This window comes from Edaphobacter aggregans DSM 19364, assembly GCF_000745965.1.
GTDB lineage: Bacteria > Acidobacteriota > Terriglobia > Terriglobales > Acidobacteriaceae > Edaphobacter > Edaphobacter aggregans.
This window is the reverse complement of record NZ_KN050788.1, coordinates 159,623-175,142: the sequence shown is the minus strand read 5'-3', so window position 1 is coordinate 175,142 and position 15,520 is coordinate 159,623. Positions and strand designations below refer to the sequence as shown.

21 protein-coding genes and 2 tRNA genes are annotated in these 15,520 nt (G+C 62.4%); 9 read left to right on the top strand and 14 right to left on the bottom strand.

Annotated elements, in window-relative coordinates; all coding sequences use genetic code 11:
- Window positions 1-563 precede the first annotated feature (563 nt).
- Window positions 564-1,277: a translation initiation factor IF-3 gene (gene infC, locus Q363_RS32515; RefSeq protein WP_245632625.1), complete on the bottom strand. Its 714-nt coding sequence runs from the start codon at window positions 1,275-1,277 to the stop codon at window positions 564-566.
- A 190-nt stretch (window positions 1,278-1,467) separates the two neighbouring features.
- Between infC and Q363_RS32510 the strand changes: the two genes are divergently transcribed.
- A complete protein-coding gene (locus Q363_RS32510; protein ID WP_035358973.1) occupies window positions 1,468-2,016 on the top strand; it encodes a response regulator in 549 nt (182 codons plus the stop codon).
- A gap of 9 nt (window positions 2,017-2,025) precedes the next feature.
- Here the strand turns inward: Q363_RS32510 and Q363_RS32505 are convergent, their stop codons facing one another.
- Entirely contained in the window at window positions 2,026-2,292 is a 267-nt protein-coding gene (locus tag Q363_RS32505; RefSeq protein WP_035358972.1) for a hypothetical protein, read from the bottom strand.
- 157 nt (window positions 2,293-2,449) lie between these two features.
- On the opposite strand from Q363_RS32505, the gene Q363_RS32500 reads away from it, so the two are divergent.
- The 3 genes from Q363_RS32500 (at window position 2,450) to Q363_RS32490 (ending at window position 4,124) form a co-directional block, all read left to right on the top strand.
- Window positions 2,450-2,536, top strand: a tRNA-Leu gene (locus Q363_RS32500).
- A 105-nt stretch (window positions 2,537-2,641) separates the two neighbouring features.
- Entirely contained in the window at window positions 2,642-3,454 is an 813-nt protein-coding gene (gene trpC / locus Q363_RS32495; RefSeq protein WP_342667480.1) for an indole-3-glycerol phosphate synthase TrpC, read from the top strand.
- A gap of 4 nt (window positions 3,455-3,458) precedes the next feature.
- A complete protein-coding gene (locus tag Q363_RS32490; RefSeq protein WP_035358970.1) occupies window positions 3,459-4,124 on the top strand; it encodes a phosphoribosylanthranilate isomerase in 666 nt (221 codons plus the stop codon).
- A gap of 65 nt (window positions 4,125-4,189) precedes the next feature.
- On the opposite strand, the gene Q363_RS41755 is transcribed toward Q363_RS32490, so the two are convergent.
- The 5 genes from Q363_RS41755 to Q363_RS32470 form a co-directional block, all read right to left on the bottom strand.
- Window positions 4,190-4,345, bottom strand: a complete 156-nt coding sequence (locus Q363_RS41755; RefSeq protein ID WP_157468126.1) for a hypothetical protein — start codon at window positions 4,343-4,345, stop codon at window positions 4,190-4,192.
- Window positions 4,346-4,413: 68 nt separating this feature from the next.
- On the bottom strand, window positions 4,414-6,528 hold the full coding sequence (locus Q363_RS32485; protein ID WP_035358969.1) for a prolyl oligopeptidase family serine peptidase: 2,115 nt from the start codon (window positions 6,526-6,528) through the stop codon (window positions 4,414-4,416).
- Between the two features lie 190 nt (window positions 6,529-6,718).
- Window positions 6,719-7,150, bottom strand: a complete 432-nt coding sequence (locus Q363_RS39775) for a YXWGXW repeat-containing protein (RefSeq protein WP_084080994.1) — start codon at window positions 7,148-7,150, stop codon at window positions 6,719-6,721.
- 266 nt (window positions 7,151-7,416) lie between these two features.
- Complete coding sequence (locus Q363_RS32475) at window positions 7,417-7,764, bottom strand: YXWGXW repeat-containing protein (protein ID WP_051979648.1); 348 nt, start codon at window positions 7,762-7,764, stop codon at window positions 7,417-7,419.
- A 221-nt stretch (window positions 7,765-7,985) separates the two neighbouring features.
- Window positions 7,986-8,378, bottom strand: a complete 393-nt coding sequence (locus tag Q363_RS32470) for a LysM peptidoglycan-binding domain-containing protein (protein WP_035358966.1) — start codon at window positions 8,376-8,378, stop codon at window positions 7,986-7,988.
- A 271-nt stretch (window positions 8,379-8,649) separates the two neighbouring features.
- Here Q363_RS32470 and Q363_RS32465 point away from each other — a divergent pair, with 271 nt between their 5' ends.
- Both Q363_RS32465 and msrB read left to right on the top strand, forming a co-directional pair.
- Window positions 8,650-9,048, top strand: coding sequence for a RidA family protein (locus Q363_RS32465; protein ID WP_035358965.1), 399 nt, complete (start codon window positions 8,650-8,652; stop codon window positions 9,046-9,048).
- Between the two features lie 142 nt (window positions 9,049-9,190).
- Entirely contained in the window at window positions 9,191-9,619 is a 429-nt protein-coding gene (gene msrB, locus Q363_RS32460) for a peptide-methionine (R)-S-oxide reductase MsrB (protein WP_035358964.1), read from the top strand.
- Between the two features lie 205 nt (window positions 9,620-9,824).
- Here the strand turns inward: msrB and rpmB are convergent, their stop codons facing one another.
- Together rpmB and Q363_RS32450 are read right to left on the bottom strand one after the other, a co-directional pair.
- Window positions 9,825-10,013, bottom strand: coding sequence for a 50S ribosomal protein L28 (gene rpmB, locus Q363_RS32455; protein ID WP_035358963.1), 189 nt, complete (start codon window positions 10,011-10,013; stop codon window positions 9,825-9,827).
- 108 nt (window positions 10,014-10,121) lie between these two features.
- Window positions 10,122-10,198, bottom strand: a tRNA-Val gene (locus Q363_RS32450).
- A gap of 387 nt (window positions 10,199-10,585) precedes the next feature.
- Here Q363_RS32450 and Q363_RS32445 point away from each other — a divergent pair.
- Window positions 10,586-11,107 (top strand): CDP-alcohol phosphatidyltransferase family protein, encoded by a 522-nt coding sequence (locus tag Q363_RS32445; RefSeq protein WP_051979670.1) that lies wholly within the window; start codon window positions 10,586-10,588, stop codon window positions 11,105-11,107.
- A gap of 77 nt (window positions 11,108-11,184) precedes the next feature.
- On the opposite strand, the gene Q363_RS32440 is transcribed toward Q363_RS32445, so the two are convergent.
- Window positions 11,185-11,370 carry a hypothetical protein gene (locus Q363_RS32440; RefSeq protein ID WP_035358960.1) on the bottom strand — a complete coding sequence of 62 codons (186 nt, stop codon included), beginning with the start codon at window positions 11,368-11,370 and terminating at the stop codon, window positions 11,185-11,187.
- 116 nt (window positions 11,371-11,486) lie between these two features.
- On the opposite strand from Q363_RS32440, the gene Q363_RS41750 reads away from it, so the two are divergent.
- Window positions 11,487-11,624 (top strand): hypothetical protein, encoded by a 138-nt coding sequence (locus Q363_RS41750; RefSeq protein WP_157468124.1) that lies wholly within the window; start codon window positions 11,487-11,489, stop codon window positions 11,622-11,624.
- A complete protein-coding gene (locus tag Q363_RS41745) occupies window positions 11,603-11,878 on the top strand; it encodes a hypothetical protein (RefSeq protein ID WP_157468121.1) in 276 nt (91 codons plus the stop codon). Before Q363_RS41750 ends, Q363_RS41745 begins: the two co-directional genes overlap by 22 nt.
- 519 nt (window positions 11,879-12,397) lie before the next feature.
- On the opposite strand, the gene hscB is transcribed toward Q363_RS41745, so the two are convergent.
- The 4 genes from hscB to Q363_RS32410 all read right to left on the bottom strand — a co-directional run bounded on the left by hscB (window position 12,398) and on the right by Q363_RS32410 (window position 15,387).
- Window positions 12,398-13,006 carry a Fe-S protein assembly co-chaperone HscB gene (gene hscB, locus Q363_RS32425; RefSeq protein ID WP_035359091.1) on the bottom strand — a complete coding sequence of 203 codons (609 nt, stop codon included), beginning with the start codon at window positions 13,004-13,006 and terminating at the stop codon, window positions 12,398-12,400.
- A 174-nt stretch (window positions 13,007-13,180) separates the two neighbouring features.
- Window positions 13,181-14,134, bottom strand: coding sequence for a tRNA (adenosine(37)-N6)-dimethylallyltransferase MiaA (miaA, locus tag Q363_RS32420; RefSeq protein WP_035358956.1), 954 nt, complete (start codon window positions 14,132-14,134; stop codon window positions 13,181-13,183).
- The gene (locus Q363_RS32415) at window positions 14,116-14,295 is read right to left on the bottom strand and encodes a hypothetical protein (RefSeq protein ID WP_035358953.1); all 180 of its coding nucleotides are present in this window, start codon (window positions 14,293-14,295) and stop codon (window positions 14,116-14,118) included. Before Q363_RS32415 ends, miaA begins: the two co-directional genes overlap by 19 nt.
- 9 nt (window positions 14,296-14,304) lie before the next feature.
- The gene (locus Q363_RS32410) at window positions 14,305-15,387 is read right to left on the bottom strand and encodes a TonB family protein (RefSeq protein WP_245632624.1); all 1,083 of its coding nucleotides are present in this window, start codon (window positions 15,385-15,387) and stop codon (window positions 14,305-14,307) included.
- Between the last annotated feature and the right edge of the window lie 133 nt (window positions 15,388-15,520).

Genomic DNA, 15,520 nt, shown 5'->3' with positions numbered 1-15,520 from the left:
GAGCGCTGTTGCGGGCGACGGTGACCTTGGAGGTGGTGGAGGCCGAGGAGACCTGGGTGGAGGCGACTGCACCGGTGAGGACGAGGGAGGCGACGATAGCGCGAACGATGAGCTTCATGACTGGAATACCCCTAACGTTGTATTTACTTTGTAATATTTCGCTGGACAGAGCAGCTGAAGTAACCATAAGATAGACCTGAACCTAAGTCCAATAGAATGAGTTATATATCAGAATATATACTCTGTTCAATTACCGACGTAACATGACTAATTGGGGATGTGCAAGTGTCAGCCCGGAGTCCTGGGGGCGGTCGCTATGCAAACTACGTTGAATCAGTGGACTTCGGGCAATGGGTGGGAAGTTCTAAAGCACACTGGGAACGGAAGAAGAGAGGGCGCGGTCTGCTGGACACTACGAGGGATCGAGCAGTTTTTTGTGATTCGGCGGCTTTGGTCTGCAGCAAACTGCGGCCCATAAGCCTTCCTTTGAAGGGCCTATGGGCATCTAATCGCGACGAGGTTGTGGAATCAGGCTTGCGCGTTGGATGAGGTTGCGGGCGGGATCAGGCTTGCGCCGCGGTGGGGGCCTGCGGCTCCGGAGTCTTGGCGGGGGGTGCCGCCGGTTTCTTGGGTGCCGGTTCGCTCTTCTTCGACGGGGCCAGGATGGCGTGGAGGGTAGTTCCCTCCATGCGGGGCATGAATTCGACCATGCCGGCATCTCCCACGTCGGCGATCAGGCGGTTAATGATCTTGTAGCCGAGATCGCGATGGGCCATCTGGCGGCCCTTGAAGCGCAGCGAGGCCTTTACCTTGTCGCCCTCGTTGAGGAAGCGAACGGCCTGGTTTTTCTTGGTCTGGTAGTCGTGCTCGTCGACGGTGACGGAGAACTTGACCTCTTTGATGGTGATGACTTTCTGCTTCTTTCGCGCAGCGCGGTCGCTCTTGTCCTTCTCGTAGAGGAACTTGCCGTAGTCCTGGATCTTGCAGACGGGAGGGACGGCGTTTGGCGAGATCTCGACGAGGTCGAGCGAACGCTCACGGGCCATCTTCAGGGCCTCAAAGGGGGGCATGACGCCCAGCTGTTCGCCGTTTTCGTCGATGACGCGGACCTCGCGGGCGCGAATCCGTTCGTTGGTGCGGATAAAGGACTTGGCGGAACGTTTATCGATCGGTGGAATAGGTCGCCTCCACAGCGGGCCTTCTGGCTCGCCATGCTTTGTTGTTGTGGGTTTCGGCGCACATGCAAAAGGCGTACGCCGTACAGTGAAGTATAGCATTCATAGGATGCGGGCCGGGGTCGCGGTGATGTGTTGGGCTGGGCAGAAAGCGGAGTTCGCAGGGAGGCGTCGCCAGGATTTCCTGCACGGGCAGTGGCGAAGCATGCGCAGGCGGAAGGTGTGTATCGTAGGAGCGATGCTCCGTCCGCGTGGTGGGTAGAGCTGGGAGCAAGAAGAGAGGAAGACGGCGATGAAACGTCGGATTTTGCTCGTGGATGACGAGGTGGCCGTGCTGCTGACCCTGAAGGCGGTGCTTGAGATCAACGGCTTTGAGGTGGACACGGCGGCTTCGGCTCGCGAGGGCAGGCTAAAGCTGCGCTCGCACGAGTACCAGATGGTGATCAGCGACATGCGGATGGAGAGCGAGGAGTCGGGCGCCGAGGTGATTGCGGCGGCGAGATCCGCGCCCTATCGGCCGGCCGTGGCGCTGCTGACGGCCTTTCCTCTGGCTGAGGAGGATTGGCAGGAGCTGGGCGCGGACAGGATGCTGGTGAAGCCGATGCATACGCGGCTGCTGCTGGAGCAGATCGACCGACTGATGGAGTCGCATTGGAAAGATTCGGCGGCGATCACGCTTCCGGAGATGAAGCCGAAGCCAGTATCGAAGAAGGCGGCCGCCACGAAGGCTCCCGCGAAGGGGGCGGCTGCGAAGAAGGCTTCCACTCCGGCTCCGGTGAAGGCGAAGAAGGTCGCCGCGAAGAAGAAGACGGTGGCGAAGAAGATTGCGACCAGAACCTGACGGGTTCGATCAGCTCGTAGTGTGATCCTTGATGTAGGTGCGGAGCGACAGGTTGATGTCCATGGCCTGTCGCACGCCGTTATCGAGCATGCGCAGCCAGTCCGAGCCTGGCTCCTTGAGACCGACGGTTCCGAGCAGATAGCTGGTCTGGGCGATGATCTCGAGCGCATTGCTCAGCTCGTGGGCGAGCTTGCGAATCTCGACGGCCACGTCTTCGGGGATCGACTCCGTGGTGACGGTTTTGGAGACAGGCTGGACCTTGAGGGATTCATCCATGGCGGCTATTCTCGGGGCTTCACTGGTGTAGAGACGCTGGCGATGAGGAATAAGTCTAGATCGCCGCTGCTGAATTGACACTGGGGACTGTTTTTGAAAGACTAAAGACTCGCGGTTGCGGTGTTCGGCCTCGATGGGCAGGGCGTGTACGACCGTTGCCGAAGTGGCGGAATTGGCAGACGCGCATGGTTCAGGTCCATGTACTCGCAAGGGTGTGGGGGTTCGAGTCCCCCCTTCGGCACCAAAGTTTCTCAGATGTCAGTGAGCACCTCGGCGAGGTGCTCATTTTATTTGTCAACGAGATCCGCCTGCAGCGGACTCGAACCAGGCCCAGTAGCGAGGCCGTAGAATGAGAGACATGCCGACGCAGCTCGATCAGATTCTTGCCCACACGCTGTTGCAGGTGAATGCTCGCAAGGCGGTGGCCGACTTCGCTGCGCTGGAGCGCAAGGCGGTGAACCACACTCCGCGTGGGTTCGCAGCGCGGCTGCGCGAGGTGGGGCGCACGGGGCCTGCGATCATCTCGGAGATCAAGAAGGCTTCGCCTTCGAAGGGGCTTATCCGCAGCGACTTCTATCCGGCCGCGCTGGCAAAGGCGTTTGAGGAGTCCGGAGCGGCGGCGCTCTCGGTGCTGACGGACGAGGAGTTCTTTCAGGGTTCGCTGGCGGACCTCGAAGCGGCTTCCGCCGCGGTGAGCATTCCGTGCCTGCGCAAGGACTTTATCCTTGACCCGTTTCAGGTGCTGGAGGCTCGTGCGGCGGGCGCGGATGCGATTCTGCTGATCGTGGCTGCCCATAGCGACGATGCTTTGAGCGATCTTCGCGACGAGGCGCTGAGTATGGGGCTGGACGTGTTGTGCGAGGTCCATTCGCGTGAGGAACTGGAGCGCGCGATTGCGCTTGGCTTCGAGCTGATCGGCGTCAACAGCCGCGACCTTCGCACCTTTGTGGTGCGGTCGGAGTTGCTGTTTGAGATCGCCGCGTGGATGCCAGCCGAGGTCACGATGGTGGCCGAGAGCGGGCTTCGCTCCGCGCTGGAGATCGCGAAGCTGCGGGCCGCCGGTTACGATGCCTTCTTGATCGGCGAGGCTCTGATGCGCCAGCCTGATCCTGCGGCGGCGCTGGCGCTGCTGCTCGACCGCGAGTACTCGAAAGAGCGCTGACGCGATGTGGATCAAGATCTGCGGCAACACCAACCTTGAGGACGTGCAGCTGGCGGTTGAGCTGGGCGCAGATGCGCTGGGCTTCGTCTTCGCCGAGAGCAGGCGGCAGGTTACGGCGGAGCAGGTCGCTCGCATCTCGCCGCATCTTCCGAGCAACGTCGAGCGCGTCGGGGTCTTTGACAGCCGCGATGCAGAGGAGATCGCCGGGATCGTTCGCGAGGCTGGCCTTACTGCAGTGCAGCTGCACAGCGGACTCGATCTTGGGCTTGCGGGCAGGCTCCGCGAGCTGCTGGGCGACGGCACAGGATTGATTCAGACCTTGCATTGGACGGTGGGAGCGGACAACGGCGACCCGCTCGGCTTTGGCCTTCGGAGAATTGCAAGCGCCGGGCTGATGGACCGAGTGCTGATCGATTCGCGTGTGGGAGTGGCTGGCGGTGGTACAGGAGTGGCGTTCGACTGGAGGGCGGCGCGTGCAGTGCTTGTGGAGAATGCAGGTGATCTTCGCGTGATCGCGGCTGGGGGGCTGCGGCCGGAGAACGTTGCGGAGGCGATCCGAAAGCTGAGGCCGTGGGGTGTGGATGTCGTGAGTGGGGTTGAGACTGCGCCAGGCCGGAAGGATCCGGAGAGGCTGGCTGCGTTTCTCCGGATCGCCCGGTCTCAGCCGTGAGATGAGAAGGGCCTCCTATTGTGCAGAGGCCCGTCTATTCATACCAGAGAGAGAAGCAAGGATCGCTAGCGCTGACGCGCCTGCGGAATATGCAGATGAGCTTTCGGCGTGCGATTGCGAATCACCTGGGAGTGCATGCGCGGCTTTGTCGGTCTGGGTCTGGCCGAAGCCAGTACTGGGCTGAAAGCCAGCGCAATCAAGATGGAAGCCTTCAGTCTCATTGACCGGTCGTCCTCCTGTTGCATCTATACGACGCAGAGAAGCCGCGGTCGGATTCAATATCGAATTGTCAGGTACGCGATCTTCCCAACTCCTTGAGCAAGAAGCTGAACTGGTCGATGGCGAGCTCGACGCGTTTGGAGAGTGGTGTTCCGGCGCCGTGGCCGGCGCGGGTTTCGATGCGGATGAGCACGGGGTTCGAGCCAGACTGCATGGACTGCATGGCGGCGGCGAACTTGAAGCTGTGCGCCGGGAAGACGCGGTCGTCGTGATCGGCGGTGGTGATGAGCGTTGGGGGATAGGCGACGCCGGGCTTCAGGTTGTGCAGCGGAGAATAGCGATAGATCGCGTTGAACTCTTCTTCGTTCTCGCTGGGCGCGCCGTAGTCGGACTTCCACGCCCAACCGATGGTGAACTTGTCGAAGCGCAGCATGTCCATGACGCCGACCGACGGCAGAACGGCGCCGAAGAGGTCGGGACGCTGAATCTCGCAGGCAGCGACGAGCAGGCCTCCGTTGCTTCCTCCGGAGATGGCGAGCTTCGCGGGTGACGTGTAGCTGCTGGCGATGAGCCACTCGGCCGCGGCGATGAAGTCGTCGAAGACGTTCTGCTTGGTGAGCTTTGTTCCGGCCTGATGCCATGCCTCGCCGTACTCGCCGCCGCCGCGCAGGCTGGGCTGCGCGTAGAGGCCGCCCATCTCCATCCACAGCAGGTTGGACGAAGAGAACTCGGGGCGCAGGGAGATGTTGAAGCCGCCGTAGCCGTAGAGCAGCGTCGGGTTGGCGCCGTCGAGCTTCAGGCCACGTTTGTGGCTGAGGAACATGGGCACGCGCGTGCCGTCTTTGCTGGTGTAGAAGACCTGCTCCGTCTCGTACTGCGCGGGGTCGAACTTCAGCTTCGGCTGGCGGTAGAGGGTCGACCGGCGCGTCTTCATGTCGAGCCGGTAGACGGTGGCGGGCGTGGTGAAGTTGGTGAACTGATAGAAGGTCTCGGTGTCGGTGCGCTTGCCGGCGAAGCCTGCTGCGGTGCCGATGCCGGGAAGCGTGAGGCGCTCGCTGAGCACGCCTTCGCGCGTGTGCAACTCGACCATGCTCTGCGCGTCGGCAAGGTAGTTGGCGACCAGGGTGTCGTCGATCATGCTGACGCTGTCGAGGTTGTTCGCGCTCTCGGGGATGATGGTCTTCCAGTGTTCGCGCTCCGGGTGCGCGAGGTCGACTTCGACGACGCGGCCGTTGGGCGCGTTGAGCGTGGTCTGGATCCAGAAGCGCGTGCCATCGTTGTCGATGGGCGAGTAGAGCGCGTCGGCGACGGTGGAGATGTGCACGATGGGAGCGTCCGGATGCGCGAGGTCCTTTACGGCGAGCTCGTTGTTGGGGCTCGAGCCTTTGGTCTGGTAGAGGAGCAGGTAGCGTCCGTCGTCGGTGACTGCGGCGCCGACGTTCATCTCCTTGTCGTCGGGACGATCGAAGATGAGCTTGTCCTCGCTCTGCGGCGTGCCCAGTTTGTGAAAGAAGATCTTGTGGAAGTAGTTCGTCGCCTTGAGGGCATCGGATGCGGGGGCGTCGTAGCCCTCGTAGAAGAATCCGGAGCCGTCCTTGAGCCAGGAGGCGGAGCTGAACTTCGACCATTCGATAACGTCGGGGAGGTCCTGGCCGGTGGCGACCTCGCGGACGTGCCACTTGACCCAGTCGGAGCCGGCGTCGGCGATGGAGTAGGCGGCGAGGCGGCCGTCGTCGGAGATGCTGAGGCCGCTGATGGCGATGGTGCCGTCGGCCGACATGGTGTTGGGGTCGAGCAGGACGCTGGGCTCGCCAGTGAGGCCCTCCTGCCAGTAGACGACGTTTTGGTTCTGGAGGCCGGTGTTGTGCGAGTAGAAGTAGCGCGTGCCGCGGCGGAAGGGCGCGGTGTAGCGCTCGAAGTTAACGAGGTCCATCAGGCGGGCGTTCATGTGATCGCGGCCGGGCACGCTGTCGAGCACGCTGCGGGTGAGCTTGTTCTCTTCGTCGATCCAGACCTTCACGTCGGGGGAGTCGACGTCCTCCATCCAGCGGTAGGGGTCGCTGACCTTTGTGCCGAAGTAGTCGTCGACCTGATCGACGGTGTGGGCCTTCGGGTAGGTGAGGGGAGCGGCCTCGACTGCGGCGAGATCGGCGGAGGTCAGAGCAGGGGATGTCACTGGTTTCATGAATCGCATCTTTCGCGGTCCCGCGGGGAGTGGGTCCTGATTCGGACTATAACGCAGCTTGAGAGCGAGCGTTTTTTGGGCGCAGCAAAGAGGCCCGGCGCAGGGCCAGGCCTCTTTGTCGATACTCTGCGTTAGACCCGGGAGTGTCGAGCGCAGAGTTTTGTTGCGCTGCTAGCGCTAGGCCGGACGGCTAGTCATGGTCGTGGTGCCCGTGTCCGTGGTCATGATCTTCGTGATGTCCGTGGTCCTTGTAGTGTCCGTAGGCGTGGCCCGGGGGGCCATGAAACTCGCGCGGCGGCGGGCCGTGAAACTCACGCGGACCCCAGCCTCCCTCGTAGTAGCGCCAGCCTGGGCCCTCATGAACCCAGCGCGCAGGACGCCACGGGGCACCCTCATAGGGAGGGCGTGCCCAGTAGCCCCTGCGCCAGGCGTAGTGGCCGCCATAGGGGGCCCAATAGCCCGGGGTCCAGACGTAACCGACGGCGGGTATCGGCGGGGGAGCTTCGTATTGGATAGGCGGCGGCGGCGTGCCGATGGTGACGCCGATCGAAACCTGGCTGAATGCGGGAGCAGTAAGAGTAGAAGCGGCGAGAATGCTACCAAGGACCCATCTTGCGTTCATAGATCTCCTAAACATTTTGTTCCGGGCTTCGGCGCAGACCTGTATGCCTCCGGAACGTTTGCCGGCGACTGGCCGATCGGGAAAAAACTCCAGGAAGACGGCCCAAAGTTTCCGTTCCCGATGCGTCCAGACGCCGTTTTCACGTCTGCAAGAGGTTTCTTTGCAAGTGGTTGGCCAAACTGGGGAGAAGTGCGGCTCTGAATCAGAGCCAGGAGGGAGGCGGCCCGGTTTCAGCGAGAGCCGCCTTTCTCTGGCAGGGAAGATTCTCAGTGGTGGGGGTGTTTGTCCCAGTAATGATCGTTGTGATCTTCATGGGTCCAATAGCCTTCGTGGACGTGCCAGCCATCCGGGTAGTGGTCGTAGTGCGGGTGTGCCCAATAGGCGCCTGCATAGGGTGGACGTCGCCATTCGCCGTGTCTCCACATCCAGCGGCCGCCCTCGGCGGCCCAGTAGCCATCAGCCCATACGTAGCCGGGGCCGGGCATCGGTGTCGGAGCCTCATAGCGGAGAGGAGGAGGCGGAGTTCCAATGGTGACTCCAAAGGAGACTTGCCCAAGCGCGGGGAGCGCTAGGGACGACGCCAAGATACTTCCGAGCAGCAATTTCGTTTTCATTCTTTTCTCCGTTTGGCTAACAGATGTTTTGTTGTGGGTTGTTTGTTGTTGGTGCGATGTGAGTGATCAACTCCTCCTGGCTGTAGAGAGTGCTGGTGTGCCGATAAAGTTGCGGTCGTTTTGAGGCCACTCAAACCTCGCAAGACGCATCGCGGAGGCGCAAAAATAACAAGCCGTGACCCATGAGGGGTCACGGCGCGGAGGAGTGCGACGAGAGGGATCTAGCCGAGCGGCGGAACGTTGATCTGCGCGCCGGCCTGGATGCGATCGGGATTCGCAATGCCGTTGGCCTGCGCGATCTCGTTGTACTTGTTCGGCGTGCCGTAGAAGAGCTTGCTGATCTTCGACAGGCTGTCGCCGGACTGGATGGTGTAGGGCTGCCCAGGGGGGCCTACGGTGACGATCTCGTGCTTGAGATCGGAGTAGGTGGGATCGACCTGCTTGATCGCATCCCAGACGCGGTTGGCGATTACCTGCGAGGGCACGGTGGCCTTGAGGTGGAGCTGCGCGCCTGCGAGATCGATGCCGTCGATCCGGGCTCCGAACTCGGCAAAACTGTTGATGGTGGCGATGACCGGGCTGTACTTCTGCTTCAACTGTTCAAGATCAGCCATGTTGCTTCTCCTTGTTGCCGGTCCTTACGGGCCGGGGGTGGTTTTCGTGCGCTTTTGGGCGCGGGACACAGGGCTTGCGGTGCTGCGCTACGAGGCCCGTTCTGTTGACCTTGGTGGATATTGCCTGCCGCAATCATGGTCTCGGCGCAGGCCCGTGTGTTCGCTGACGAGAAATATTCTGGTCCTCCACTAGGAGTCTCTGCGGTTGGTTCGGGTTGCCGCAAGGGTTTCGCGGCCCCGAAGTGATTCGGTTCGGATAGACTGGGCTTCTATGAGCGATAAAAAAGTAGCAGTTGCGACCAATGAGGCCCCCGCGGCCATAGGGCCTTACTCGCAGGCGGTGCAGGTCGGGGATATGGTGTTTGCCTCGGGGCAAGTGGCGATCGATCCGGCGACCGGGCAGCTGGTTCCGGGGGGCGTTACGGAGCAGACGGTTCGGGTGCTGGAGAACGTGAAGGCCGTGCTGGCGGAGGCCGGGCTCGACCTGATGCATGTGGTGAAGACGACGGTGTTCCTGAAGAGCATGGGCGACTTCGCCGCGATGAATGCGGTGTATGAGAGCTACCTGGCTCCGGCGGGCGTGGTTCCTCCGGCGCGGTCGACGGTTGCCGTTGCCGGGCTGCCGAAGGATGCGCTGGTGGAGATCGAGGTTGTGGCCAAGGAGTGCTAGTTTGGCGCAGTGGGCTAGCTCAGCGGCTGTTACGGCTGAAGGCTCTGCGACGGCTGAGTGCTTCTGTTTACGGCTGAGTGTTCCTGTGACCGCTGCATTCTCCGGGCATCTAATCGGGATGGAAGAGACGAGAGGAGATGCTATGGCTGAGACGGTGAGGCCGGCGAAGGTTCGCAAGACTGAGGCGGAGTGGCGTGAGCTGCTGACCCCGGAGCAGTTTCAGGTGATGCGCGAGAAGGGCACCGAGCGCGCGTTTACGGGCACGCTGTTGAACAATCATGAGACAGGTGTCTACCACTGCGGGGCGTGCAATGCGCCGCTGTTTACTTCGGACAAGAAGTTCGACTCCGGGAGCGGCTGGCCTAGCTTCTGGCTGCCGGTGTCGGCGGAGGCGGTTGAGGCACATGAGGACAACTCGCACGGCATGCGGCGGATTGAGGTGACTTGCGCTGCGTGTGGGGCGCACCTGGGGCATGTGTTCCCGGATGGGCCGAAGCCTACGGGGATGCGGTATTGCATCAACAGTGCTTCGCTGGCGTTTGAGAAGAAAGACGGCAGCGAGTCGGTCTGAGGTCCAGGGCTCCGAGGTCATTCGGGCGTTGCGGGCGAAATGCGGGGGTTCTTCGCCTTCGGCTCAGAATGACGCCTCCATGGAGGCTCGGGGAGCGATTTGATGCTTGGGCAGCAATTTGTAGAAACAGGAAAAGCCCCAGTCCGCGTTGGTGCGGCTGGGGCGGTCTTGTTTCTGGGCTGTGGGCGTGATCCTGCCCAGGGGGTTAGCCCTTGACGATCTTGCCGGTCTTGATGCAGCTGGTGCAGACGCGGACGCGCTTGGAGGCGCCGTCGACGACGGCCTTGACGGACTGCAGGTTGACGTTCCAGCGACGCCGGGTGGTGTTGTGGGCGTGCGAGATGTTGTTGCCGAACTGCGGGCCCTTGCCGCAGAGATCACATTTCTGAGCCATGACTTACTCCAATCTTTTGTCGCAGAGCTTCCGTCTGGGGTTCCGTCCGGTTGGGGTTTGGAACCTCTTCTGCGGGGCTGATTTTTATTCTGTGCCCGGCTGCGGAAGTGGTAGGCACGAGCGGATTCGAACCGCTGACCTCTACCGTGTCAAGGTAGCGCTCTAACCAACTGAGCTACGCGCCTATGGTGCGTCTGTCTAGTGTAATCGGAAGGTGCGGTTTGGGGCAACCTTGGGGATGGTTGTTTCGGACGTTGACAGCCCGTGCCCTCCCGTTGCTTTCGTGGCGCTCCAGGAACAATGCAGGTTCTTCGACTGCGCGGCTTCGCCGCTTCGCTCAGGATGACACTTTTGGAGGGGTATGGCATCCGGTTGGTTTCTGTGGCTGCACGGACGAAGTGCGGGGGTTCCTCCCCTTCGACTCGTTCTGCTCGCTCAGGGTCGGAATGACGCCTCTCAAATTTGTGGCTTCGAATTGCTCCTCCTCCTAAAGGGGTTGTCGGTTAGGATGGACTGACCTTCCTGTGGCTTTGCTGACTCAAGTTCGTGCTGCGCCGAATCTGCTAACGCTGATGCGGCTGTTTATCCTGCCGTTTCTTGTGATCACGATTCTGGATGAGAGCTACTGGGTTGCGTTTGGGCTGTTTCTGCTGGCCGGGTTAAGCGACATGCTGGATGGGCTGCTGGCGCGGTGGCTGAAGCAGAAGACGACGCTTGGCCTTTACCTGGACCCCATTGCGGACAAGCTGCTGCTGAGCACGCTGTTTATCGTTCTGACCCACCAGGGGCTGATTCCGCGGTACGTGACGGTGCTGGTGTTCAGCAGGGATCTGGGGATTCTGCTGATTTCTACGCTGCTGTTTGCGACCGGGACGCTGCGGGATTTCCGGCCGAGCCTGCTGGGCAAGCTGAACACGGTGGTGCAGGTGGTGGGCATCGTCTCCGTGATGCTGGAGCGGCTTTGGCCGACGGCCTGGCTGGGCGCGATCACGAGCGGGCTGCTGCGGGTGATCGCAGTGCTGGCCCCGGTGTCGGCGGCGCAGTATGCGTGGATTGTGTTCCGGCGGATTAATGCGCCTACGGCGGCTGCCTGATCGAGAGATCGAGGCGCTCCGGCGAAATGCAGGGGTTCTTCGCCTTCGGCTCAGAATGACGTCATTTGAGGAGAAGTTCAGCGCTTCTTTTTGGTGGTGACGATGTGTTGTTCTTCGTCTTGGTCCTCGGTCTGTTCTTCGATGGCGATGTCGGTGAACTCGGCGGAGTCAAAGATCTCGCCGCAGGACTGGCACTCGACGAACTCCGCGTCCTCGTCGCGGGAGACGATCTTTACGATGGGGTGTTTGCAGTGGGTGGTCATTGGTCGCGGTATGGGTGGAATGGAATGGTTGGATTCTGCCGTGACCTCTCCGGGTTGTCAACCCATGCGGGCAAGTTGGGGGCGTATGCGCGTGAACCTCGGCCTTGAGTTCTTGGATGACGGCGGGGGCTGGGCTGGGGACTGGCTTTGGGGCCGGGGTGAGATTCTCCGGGGCGAAGCAGGAGCGGGGAATGACGATGCCGGACGAGGTGCGGACCGGGGGAGGGGCGGCGTGGCCGGTGGGCTGGGTGTGAGGGTTGGCCTGGGTGCTCGCGAGGCTCTGTTCGCGTTCGCGGAGCTTGCGCTCGCGGTCGAAGAGGTCGTCCTGCGCGCGGCGGATGTCCTGCCATTGCTCTTTGTAGGTCTTGAGGGCTTCGGCGGGCGGGGCGAGGAGGCCGTGCTCGGGGTGGGGGACGACCTCTTCGAGGGGCTGCTCGGGGAGGGGCTGGGCGTGGGAGGGGAGGTTTTTGTGGGGCGGGAGGTTGTGCTGGCGATCTGGAGGCCGTAGAGAAGGAGGCCGGCGCGGCGGGGGTCGAGCTGGTGGAGGCGATGCGCTGAAGGATGAGGCCGATGGAGAGCTGGATGGAGGCGCGGTCCTCGGGAAGGGGGAGCTGGACGGTGGAGCGGCGGGCCTGGCGTGTGCGCGGGGACTGGGCGGGGCGGCGGGTGGTGTGGTGGTAGTAGCAGAACTCCTCGTGGCGGAGCGAGGCGGAGCCGCAGCGGCGTCCGTCGACGAAGATGTGGCGGCAGCGAAGGCGCTTGGACTGTTCGGTGGTGATCTGGTCTTGCATAGTGAGTCCCCTCCCGGGGTTTGTGTGCAAAGTATTAGAAATAAAATGGTTAGGTCCGTACTTTCGTACGGACCCGGCTCAAAAGCGAAAGCCCGGCTCTTGGGCCGGGCTTTTTTGTTTCTATAAGTTTAAGACTAGCAGGGGGTGTCAAGTTTTTGGGTGTGGAAAAGGGGGTTTGGAGTAGTGGGAGCGCGGGGTTTGTGGAGTGCGTTGGATTTCTTTTGGGGGTGTCGGCTCTACTCCAAAGCCTCGTTCACATCACGGGCCAGGTTCCTGAGATAGCTTCGCTTGTTGAGCAGAGCCACCATTGCATCCCGGGCCGACGCCTTTCCCGCCTCGTCGCCGTCATCGATCGCCAGGTCCCAGCGGGCCCAGAGGCCCTCAAGCTCCGCCTGCGTCTCGACCATCCGGGCGTCGAAGGCGTCCTTTGCTGTCATCAGGTCGCGCCGCAGTTCGGGCTCGTCCTCGCCCATCTGCTTTGCCATGCGCATCTCCTGGAGCTGCATGTTCAGCTCGAAGACCTCCTCGAGCAGCTCTGGAGGGACGACCTGTTTCTTTTCAACGCCGGTGGCTCGGGCCTGGTCCGTCGCGGCCTTGGACTGTTCCTCGAGCTCCACGCCCTCGAGCTTCAGCAGATACTGCGTGCGCAGGATGGGATCCTTGAGCGCGCGATAGGCGTCGTTCAGCAGCGACGACTGCCGCAGCGCCGCCTCCTGCTCCGCTGCCGGCCGCGAGGCAAACCGGTCCGGATGCAGCTTGCGGCTCATCGTATAAAACTGTTTTTCGAGCGCCGCTGTGTCGATCGCAAGCTTTTGTGGAAGGGAAAACACCTCGAAGTAGTTCATCACCACCATTATCCCGTATTGAGGGTGCTGAAAAAGTGGCCCACGAGGGAAAAGCGCGACCTCAGCGGCTAAAGCCGCACTCATAATAAGGTAGTTACGGCACGGCTGAAGAGGGTGCCCTTAAGCAAAACAGAGTTTTCAGCATCCTCGTATTCGTTCTTCCGGATTTTCGCCTTATCCCGGATTTCCGGGGCGAAGATGCTCGGCGACCAGGCTCTCCGCCTCCGTCGCGACGGCGTCGTCGCCGCCGAGCCCGGCAAGCCAGTGCATCTCCGGCTCGCGGCGGAACCACGTCAGCTGGCGTTTGGCGTAGTTGCGATGCCCCTGCTGCGCCGCCGCAACGGCCTCTTCGCGAGTCATCTCGCCTGCGAGAACCGCCGCCGCCTGCGCGTACCCCAAGGAGCCCAGCGCCCGGCACTCGCGCCCGTAGCGCTCGATCAGCCGCGAGGTCTCCTCGATCAGCCCGCGGTCGAACATCGCCGCCGCCCGCTGGTTGATCCGGTCATACAGGAGCGCCCGCGGCGGATTGAGCCCGAGCCGTAGAATCCTGTAGCCAGAGAGCCGGTCGCGCCCGCGCTTCCACTGCTCCGTCATCGGAGCCTCGGCCAGCGAGACCTCGATGGCGCGGATTACCTTCGGGAGATCGTTCGGATGGATCGCCTCGGCCGCCCTGGCGTCCAGCCGCGTGAGCACGCGATGCAGATGTCCGGCTCCCTTCCGCTCCGCGAGTTCACGCAGGCGCTCGCGCAGCTCAGGCCGCGAGGGCGGCGCGGGAAACAGCCCGTCGATCAGCGCGCGCAGATACAGGCCCGTTCCGCCGGCGACAATCGGAAGTCTTCCTCGCTCCGTGATGCTGCTAAGGGCCTCGCGAGCGAGCCTGCTGTAGTCGCCCGCCGTGACCTGCTCGTCCGGCGAGGCCACGTCGATCAGGTGATGTGGAACGATCGCCCGCTCCTCGACGGTTGGCTTCGCGGTGCCGATCTCCATCTCGCGATAGACCGCAACCGAGTCGCAACTGACGATCTCGCCGTCGAATCGCTTCGCTAGCCGGATCGCCAGCGCTGTCTTGCCGCTTGCGGTTGGTCCGGCAAGCACAACCAGCGAGGCGCTTACCACAGCCGCCACCATCGCGGCGTAAAGTCGTTGCTGACTCCGGCGCGGAGGATGACGAACAGCAGCACCGCAAAGGCCAGCAACATCAGCCCGCGAATCTGGCGCTTGCGCTCCTGCTGGAGAGCTTCAGCGTGATTCTCACGACCGGACTGCGGCGAGCGTTGCAACCCAGCCATCGGCCAAATCTACTCCGGCCTCTTGTTGACGAGGTAGTGGATGCGTAGCTCGAGGTTCGGCCCGTGGAACTCCTTGGGCAGCGGAGGGAACTGGCCGACGCCCGTGATTGAGCCCCACGCGGCGCGGTCCAGTGCCTGGTCCTGCGTTGAGCCGTCCAGGTTCATCGAGCCGATGCGCCCGTCGGGAAGGATGGAGAAGCGGATCAGCGTCTCGCCGGACTTGTTCAGGGGCGGACGCGCCTCCTCCGGGATCAGCGGAAGCCAGGTGTTATAGATCTCCCGAAGGATCCTGCGCAGGTAGGGGTTGAAGTCGACCCCCATCGTGTCGGACAGGATATCGACTCCGGTGTTCAGGCCTTCGTGGGCGACCGGGATGTTCGCGCCGTAGTCGCCGCCCTGGCCGCGGTTCTGTGCCGCGGCCTGCGCGGCCTGGCGAATCGCATCGCCCGCCGACATGCTCTGGTTGCCGAAGTTGGGCCGCGTCGGAGCCGGGCGCGGAGCGTCAATCGTAGCCTGCTGCTGCTGCTGCGGAGGATGCTGGGGCAGAGGCTGCGGTGCAGGCGGCGGCTGCTGCGGCTGCGCGGGCTGCGGAGCCGGCGGCTGAGGCGTCGGCGCAGACGCGCCCGGAGCGCCAGCCTTGCGCATCGCCTGCAACTTCTCAAGCGTCTTTCTATCAATCGTCGGCTTTGCTGTCTGCTGCCTGCGGTCCTTGTCGCTGATGACGTCCGTCGGCTTCTTCGGAAGCTGCTTGCCGATGTCGTTCGGCATGTCGAGGTAGGTCAGCTCCTTGTCCCTCTGCTTGAGGACGTCGGCGGGATTGATGAGCCGCGGCTGGTGGAAGACGACCTGCGGGCCGTACAGGACGAACCAGGCGATGGCCAGCCAGATGATGATGGAGATGTAAACCGACTCGCGAAACCTTGCGCGTGCGCGCTCGTCATCGAGCGCATCGAGGAGGTGGATGAGCTCATGCTCCTCGAGGTCGCCGTAGCGGTTCGTGCGCACACGGACTGGAGGAGTCGGCGGCGCGGCGTTCGGCGGGGTCTCGAGGGAAGGCATCGGGTTATCTGTCTGACGGCTGGTGGGTGCCAAAGTTTCGCTTCAACAGGGAGAAGTTAAACCCGGTCTGTTGCCCCGAGTCCGAGTCGACCCTCGTTTATTTTCTCATCTTTTCCGGAGGTGAAGGGCGGTTCTGTATGGGACGAAGGTCGTAGACTGACCTTGT

Excerpts from the sequence above, each read along its gene's own strand:
- Q363_RS32445 (WP_051979670.1), top strand. The coding sequence starts at position 10,586 with ATGCGGCTGTTTATCCTGCCGTTTCTTGTGATCACGATTCTGGATGAG.
- infC (WP_245632625.1), bottom strand. The coding sequence starts at position 1,277 with ATGCTATACTTCACTGTACGGCGTACGCCTTTTGCATGTGCGCCGAAA.
- hscB (WP_035359091.1), bottom strand. The coding sequence starts at position 13,006 with ATGAACTACTTCGAGGTGTTTTCCCTTCCACAAAAGCTTGCGATCGAC.
- trpC (WP_342667480.1), top strand. The coding sequence starts at position 2,642 with ATGAGAGACATGCCGACGCAGCTCGATCAGATTCTTGCCCACACGCTG.
- Q363_RS32510 (WP_035358973.1), top strand. The coding sequence starts at position 1,468 with ATGAAACGTCGGATTTTGCTCGTGGATGACGAGGTGGCCGTGCTGCTG.
- Q363_RS32470 (WP_035358966.1), bottom strand. The coding sequence starts at position 8,378 with ATGGCTGATCTTGAACAGTTGAAGCAGAAGTACAGCCCGGTCATCGCC.
- rpmB (WP_035358963.1), bottom strand. The coding sequence starts at position 10,013 with ATGGCTCAGAAATGTGATCTCTGCGGCAAGGGCCCGCAGTTCGGCAAC.
- Q363_RS41755 (WP_157468126.1), bottom strand. The coding sequence starts at position 4,345 with ATGAGACTGAAGGCTTCCATCTTGATTGCGCTGGCTTTCAGCCCAGTA.
- Q363_RS32475 (WP_051979648.1), bottom strand. The coding sequence starts at position 7,764 with ATGAAAACGAAATTGCTGCTCGGAAGTATCTTGGCGTCGTCCCTAGCG.
- Q363_RS32505 (WP_035358972.1), bottom strand. The coding sequence starts at position 2,292 with ATGGATGAATCCCTCAAGGTCCAGCCTGTCTCCAAAACCGTCACCACG.
- msrB (WP_035358964.1), top strand. The coding sequence starts at position 9,191 with ATGGCTGAGACGGTGAGGCCGGCGAAGGTTCGCAAGACTGAGGCGGAG.
- Q363_RS32485 (WP_035358969.1), bottom strand. The coding sequence starts at position 6,528 with ATGAAACCAGTGACATCCCCTGCTCTGACCTCCGCCGATCTCGCCGCA.
- Q363_RS32440 (WP_035358960.1), bottom strand. The coding sequence starts at position 11,370 with ATGACCACCCACTGCAAACACCCCATCGTAAAGATCGTCTCCCGCGAC.
- Q363_RS39775 (WP_084080994.1), bottom strand. The coding sequence starts at position 7,150 with ATGAACGCAAGATGGGTCCTTGGTAGCATTCTCGCCGCTTCTACTCTT.
- Q363_RS32490 (WP_035358970.1), top strand. The coding sequence starts at position 3,459 with ATGTGGATCAAGATCTGCGGCAACACCAACCTTGAGGACGTGCAGCTG.
- Q363_RS32415 (WP_035358953.1), bottom strand. The coding sequence starts at position 14,295 with ATGGCTGGGTTGCAACGCTCGCCGCAGTCCGGTCGTGAGAATCACGCT.
- Q363_RS32465 (WP_035358965.1), top strand. The coding sequence starts at position 8,650 with ATGAGCGATAAAAAAGTAGCAGTTGCGACCAATGAGGCCCCCGCGGCC.
- Q363_RS41750 (WP_157468124.1), top strand. The coding sequence starts at position 11,487 with ATGACGGCGGGGGCTGGGCTGGGGACTGGCTTTGGGGCCGGGGTGAGA.
- miaA (WP_035358956.1), bottom strand. The coding sequence starts at position 14,134 with ATGGTGGCGGCTGTGGTAAGCGCCTCGCTGGTTGTGCTTGCCGGACCA.